At 49.2% G+C, this 4928-nt stretch carries 7 protein-coding genes and 1 pseudogene; 5 read left to right on the top strand and 3 right to left on the bottom strand.

Annotation, left to right across the window (positions count from 1 at the left end; translation table 11 throughout):
* The 3 genes and pseudogenes from D7S44_RS23140 to D7S44_RS23130 form a co-directional block, all read left to right on the top strand.
* Window positions 1-176, top strand: a pseudogene (locus tag D7S44_RS23140) (IS5/IS1182 family transposase); the annotation flags it as partial.
* Window positions 173-472, top strand: a complete 300-nt coding sequence (locus D7S44_RS24185) for a hypothetical protein (protein ID WP_120458506.1) — start codon at window positions 173-175, stop codon at window positions 470-472. The pseudogene D7S44_RS23140 and the gene D7S44_RS24185, both read left to right, overlap by 4 nt.
* Before the next feature lie 11 nt (window positions 473-483).
* Window positions 484-909 (top strand): cupin domain-containing protein, encoded by a 426-nt coding sequence (locus D7S44_RS23130; RefSeq protein WP_120458505.1) that lies wholly within the window; start codon window positions 484-486, stop codon window positions 907-909.
* 270 nt (window positions 910-1179) lie between these two features.
* Here D7S44_RS23130 and D7S44_RS23125 read toward each other — a convergent pair whose 3' ends face one another.
* The 3 genes from D7S44_RS23125 to D7S44_RS23115 form a co-directional block, all read right to left on the bottom strand.
* A complete protein-coding gene (locus tag D7S44_RS23125) occupies window positions 1180-1602 on the bottom strand; it encodes a VOC family protein (RefSeq protein WP_205685254.1) in 423 nt (140 codons plus the stop codon).
* A 92-nt stretch (window positions 1603-1694) separates the two neighbouring features.
* Window positions 1695-2882 (bottom strand): L-dopachrome tautomerase-related protein, encoded by a 1188-nt coding sequence (locus tag D7S44_RS23120; RefSeq protein ID WP_120458503.1) that lies wholly within the window; start codon window positions 2880-2882, stop codon window positions 1695-1697.
* 183 nt (window positions 2883-3065) lie between these two features.
* Window positions 3066-3347 carry a hypothetical protein gene (locus D7S44_RS23115; protein WP_205685252.1) on the bottom strand — a complete coding sequence of 94 codons (282 nt, stop codon included), beginning with the start codon at window positions 3345-3347 and terminating at the stop codon, window positions 3066-3068.
* A 220-nt stretch (window positions 3348-3567) separates the two neighbouring features.
* Between D7S44_RS23115 and D7S44_RS23110 the strand changes: the two genes are divergently transcribed.
* The gene (locus tag D7S44_RS23110; protein WP_033756051.1) at window positions 3568-4701 is read left to right on the top strand and encodes a glutathione-independent formaldehyde dehydrogenase; all 1134 of its coding nucleotides are present in this window, start codon (window positions 3568-3570) and stop codon (window positions 4699-4701) included.
* 157 nt (window positions 4702-4858) lie between these two features.
* Window positions 4859-4928 (top strand): hypothetical protein (locus tag D7S44_RS24235; RefSeq protein ID WP_240629544.1); only part of this gene is annotated, 70 nt, incomplete at its 3' end.

Here is a 4928-nt window from a genome sequence, read left to right as displayed (position 1 = left end):
CAGATTATAACCGTCGCTCAATAGCGGAAACGGCGATGTACCGGGTAAAACAGCTGTCCGGAGGTTCACTGACGCTGCGTGACTACGATGGTCAGGTTGAAGAGGCTATGGCCCTGGTACGAGCGCTGAACAAAATGACGAAAGCAGGTATGGCTGAAAGCGTGCGTATTGCCTGAAAACACAACCCGCTACGGGGAGACTTACCCGAAATCTGATTTATTCAACAAAGCCTCTGGCCGCTTTAACAGCCCAGACGTCCGCGCTCATCGATGAAATGCTGCCTAAACTGCACGCTCTCGAACCACTGATACCGTCTCGTCAGCAAACGGATATTACTGATATTGTTCTGTGGCTACTTCTGCGCTGTTTGTCGATCGTAAAAGCACTTTCTTTCTCTCCTGCTGTTCGGGACTACGCCGTCAGGCTGGAATCCCGGACGGGAATTCCTTTACTGTTTAACCAGGCGCTCTAAAGGAGAATACCATGTCAGAACAGACGCGTTCCGCACGGTTCATACCCGCTGAAATCGCTAAGCGGCTGCCAGAAAATTCAGACACCATGCTGGCTGATGAGTACCTCACTGACAGACCTGAAGCGAGCTGTCGTGTTTTTCGTGCCTATCATGGCGTAAAGCCGCATTTTCACCAGCAGTGCGATGAGTACCTTTATGTGCTTTCCGGACGGGGCACATTCTGGATGGAGAATCCTGGTGATGAGGCTGAGTTTGCTCCTGGTCACCTGCTTTTTTTTAAGCGTATCGTTATATATGCACTGCCAACGCTGCTGGAAGAACCTGTTATATTTCTGTCGTTAGACAGCCCGTGTTGCAGCCCTGAAGATATTACGTTTGTTGATACTGATGATGGTAATGCAGGGACGTTTATGGCCAGAAATAATAAGACGACATAGTTTCTTCAGATGAAGCTGTTTCTAACACTAAACTGGTCATAGCGGGCTATGCGTCCGCGATGAGCGATCAATGGACATTGATAACAAATTCAGTGTGGAGCAACGGGGAGCAGCTACGCTACATATTCGGAAAGTATGTTGCGTAGCGGATTGATTATTATCGCGAAGCACTACGCTGAATGCTTTGAGTCTTCACATTTCAATCATTGATGTATGTCTGCAAGATCATCGCCCTCGGTACGGCGAACTTTAATACTGATACAGATATAATTACCAGTGCCCTTCATTTTTCATAGATATCCAGGGCTCGCAGGCTTCCAGTGGTTCACCTTTTTGAAGCAGCTCAATGGATATATTGTCAGGACTGCGTACAAAAGCCATGTAACCGTCCCGTGGAGGTCGATTAATTACAACGCCATTCGCTGCAAGATGTGAACAAAGAGCATAGATGTCTTCGCATTCGTAGGCGAGATGCCCGAAATGTCTACTGTCTGAAGGTAAACCTTCATCCCCGTCCCAGTTCCACGTCAGTTCGACTGATGCCTCATGCTGGCCTGGCGCAGCCATATAAAGCAGCGTAAACCGGCCTTTTTCGTTATCTATTCGTTGAATCTCCTCAAGACCCAGCAGACCCAAAAAGTGCTTAGTTTTCTCAAAATCTTTTACGCGTACCATCGTGTGCAGGTATTTCATTACCAACCCCTTAGTTTCATTGGATTGATGTGAAGAATCGAGACTTGATGCTTCACAATTATTACGTCTGGAAAGAGTAAAATATTGTCTTATCAATGAGTCGGAGCTGGCGCTGCATCGATTTTAACACGCATCAAACTATAAGGTTTCTCGCGTATATCTTTACCATTATTGAAACCTGGCTGGCGTTGAACCTGGTTAGCTGTGAAGTAAAGATAGTCGTCAGGACCAATCGACAGTGTATCCGGCCACAGAACTCGTGGATCGTGGACAATGGTCTGCCAGCTGCCGTCAGCCATGCGCTTACGGATGCCGTTGTGTTCATAATCGCTCGCATATACGGCACCGCTGGCATCAGCTTCCAGACCATCGGAAGCACCTTTTTCACCAAGATCTTTCACAGCTGCGGCGAGTTGTTCATCGGTGACGTTCTCGTCACGAAGTAAGTCTGTTGATACTGAATATAGGTGGCGGCTGGATAAAGGACAGAAGTAAAGAGTTTTACCATCAGCCGACAGAGCGATACCGTCAGAGGCTATGCCCAGCGACTTAAGTTTTCCGTCTGCACCTTTGGTCAGCAGCGCCTGTTTTCCCTCTACTACTGGAATGAAATCAGGATCAGGTGTTGTTGATTTTGCTCCGCTTAAGCGACGTACGGCCTTCCCGGTGGCGATGTCCATTACGATGATGGCTCCAGGACCGGAAACCGATGAGTCAGTGACGTAAACGGTACCTTCCTTGCCGATGCGGAAATCGAAGCGCATATCATTTACGTAGGTGCTTGGCAGCATCACATTCGAAGGGAAGACTAACGTTTTGACAATCTTGTTGGTGGCAAGATCCACTGCGACTAATTTAGCCCCGCCTTTTTTGGGCGTGGAGAAACTCGGTGCTGCGGTGTCCAGCAACCACACACGACCTTTACCATCGGCGACAACGCTTTGTACGCTAATCAGACCTTTAGCAGGATCTTTGTCATTTTCACGATTGAAAGCCGCGTCTGGATACGCGACTTCCTTACCGTTGCGAATCTCAGCAACGGTGAATTTTACATCATCGCCCCATTTTGGGTAGTTTACGAAGATACGGCCAGTTTCAGTGACGGTAACGCCGGTCGGCATCGCATTATGGAAAGCAAATACCTGTTCAAGCTGACCTGTCGTTTTCTCGACAGGTGCATTCGCCGGTAGTGGCCGGACATCTGCAGCGAAGCTGTTTTCGCCTGAAATGGCAATGGCGAACGCCAACGCTGATAAGGCCAAATTGGATTTTTTAGACATAAAAGTGTTCCTTGGTGCTGTCATAACAGGCCATAAAAAAATGCATTTATATAATTAGAAGGCCATGAAAATGGTTTCCCATAGCCCTGATCGGTTATTCCACAAAGCGGGGTGAACGGATCCAGCAACACCGGTGGTGTTGGGGTCGTCGACAAACGCAATATTGAGAATATGTTAAAAGACTTATCCGTTATATCTGTTGAGCAAGCGATATCTGATGCTCATGTCATGCATCTGTTGGCTCGCAAACGGGTTGTCTGGATTTATGCTTTTTAACGTGGCCATATCAATGACGAAGCGATACTTCACATCCCCAGCTATCATATGGCTATAAACCTCGTTGATATTTTTGATATCAAGCATTTCAATATCGCAACTGATGCTGTGCTCGGCGCAAAATTCCAGAACTTCCTGGGTTTCCGCAATACCACCGATCAGAGAGCCCGCCAGTACGCAGCGATTCAAAACCAGGTTGCCCGCATGGAGTGCAGGTTCAATCGGCTCGATCAGCCCCGCTTAATTGTAGGTCATAATAAATTACACGCAAGCGCATCGGTATAAAGTGAGCCATGTTAAAAATTTATGCTACATTTAAAATGCTCTTATCTTGCGTGGGAAAAATAAGCGCAACGAGATTTAAAACCAGCATGATTATTATTAATCGTTTCAATCCAGAGGGGTAATTATGAGAGCAATCATCTATAACGGCCCGTTCAACGTAACGGTAAAAAATGTTCCTGACGCAAAAATTGAGCGCCCCGGTGACGCGCTTATCCGCATTACTACCACGAATATCTGTGGTTCGGATCTGCACATGTACGAAGGCCGCACCAGTTTTGAAGAAGGGCGCATTTTCGGCCATGAAAACATGGGAGAGGTCGTTGAAGTCGGCAAAGGCGTTGAGCGTGTCAAGGTGGGAGACCGCGTCTGTATGCCGTTTAACATCGGCTGCGGCTTCTGTGAAAATTGCGAAAAAGGCCTGACCGGTTTTTGCCTGACGGCTAATCCGGGAAGCGCTGGCGCCGCCTATGGTTTTGCTGAAATGGGCCCATGGGACGGCGGGCAGGCAGAACTGCTGCGGGTCCCCTTTGCCGATTTCAATTGTCTGGTGCTGCCGGAGGATGCCTCAGAAAAAGAGGATGATTATGTGATGCTCTCTGACATCTTTCCGACAGGCTGGCACGCGACCGAACTGGCGGGATTGCGAGCGGGCGAAAGCGTCGCTATTTATGGGGCGGGTCCGGTTGGGTTGATGGCGGCTCACTCAGCGCTGATAAAAGGCGCATCGCAGGTGTTTGTTGTGGATACCCACAGTGACCGTCTTGCCCTCGCCGAGCAACTTGGTGCAACACCCGTTCATGCTGCCGGAGATGAGGCCGTACAGAAAATACTGGATCTGACCGACGGCAGGGGCACCGACTGCGGGTGTGAATGCGTGGGATACCAGTGCTGTAATAAGCATGGTCATGAAGATAACAGTGCAACCATGAACAGCCTTGTCGCGTCAACTAAAGCCACGGGCGGAATCGGCGTGGTTGGCGTATTTGTCCCGCAGGATCCCTCTGCTGCAACCGATCTGGCTAAAGAAGGCAAGATGCCTTTCGATTTTGGCAGTTTCTGGTTCAAGGGCCAGTCAATCCGCACCGGACAGGCAAACGTGAAGGCCTACAACCGACAGCTTGCACGACTGATTCACCACGGCAAAGCCAGCCCTGGCCAGATTATTTCGCATCGTCTGAGCCTGGACGAAGCGCCTGAAGGCTATAAAAATTTCGACAGCCGTACCCCCGGCTGGACGAAAGTGGTCCTCAAACCCTGAAGGCGTGGACAGCTCTTACAGAAAGCCTTGTGCCGATTGCTCAGGGCTTAACCGGTTGGCTCACCCACGTTTAGTCTTTTTAATAGGCTGGGCTCCTCAACGCTGCTTCGCTTGAATATCAACCCGGCTTTGTTGAATAAATCGAACTTTTGCTGAGCTGAAGGATCGGATCACGCATCTTCCCGACAACGCAGACCGCTCCGTGGCAAAGCAAAAGTTCAAAATCA

Origin of the sequence: Pantoea piersonii (genome assembly GCF_003612015.1) — a bacterium.
GTDB classification, from domain to species: Bacteria; Pseudomonadota; Gammaproteobacteria; order Enterobacterales; family Enterobacteriaceae; genus Pantoea; species Pantoea piersonii.
This window is presented reverse-complemented; position numbering and strand designations above follow the sequence as displayed.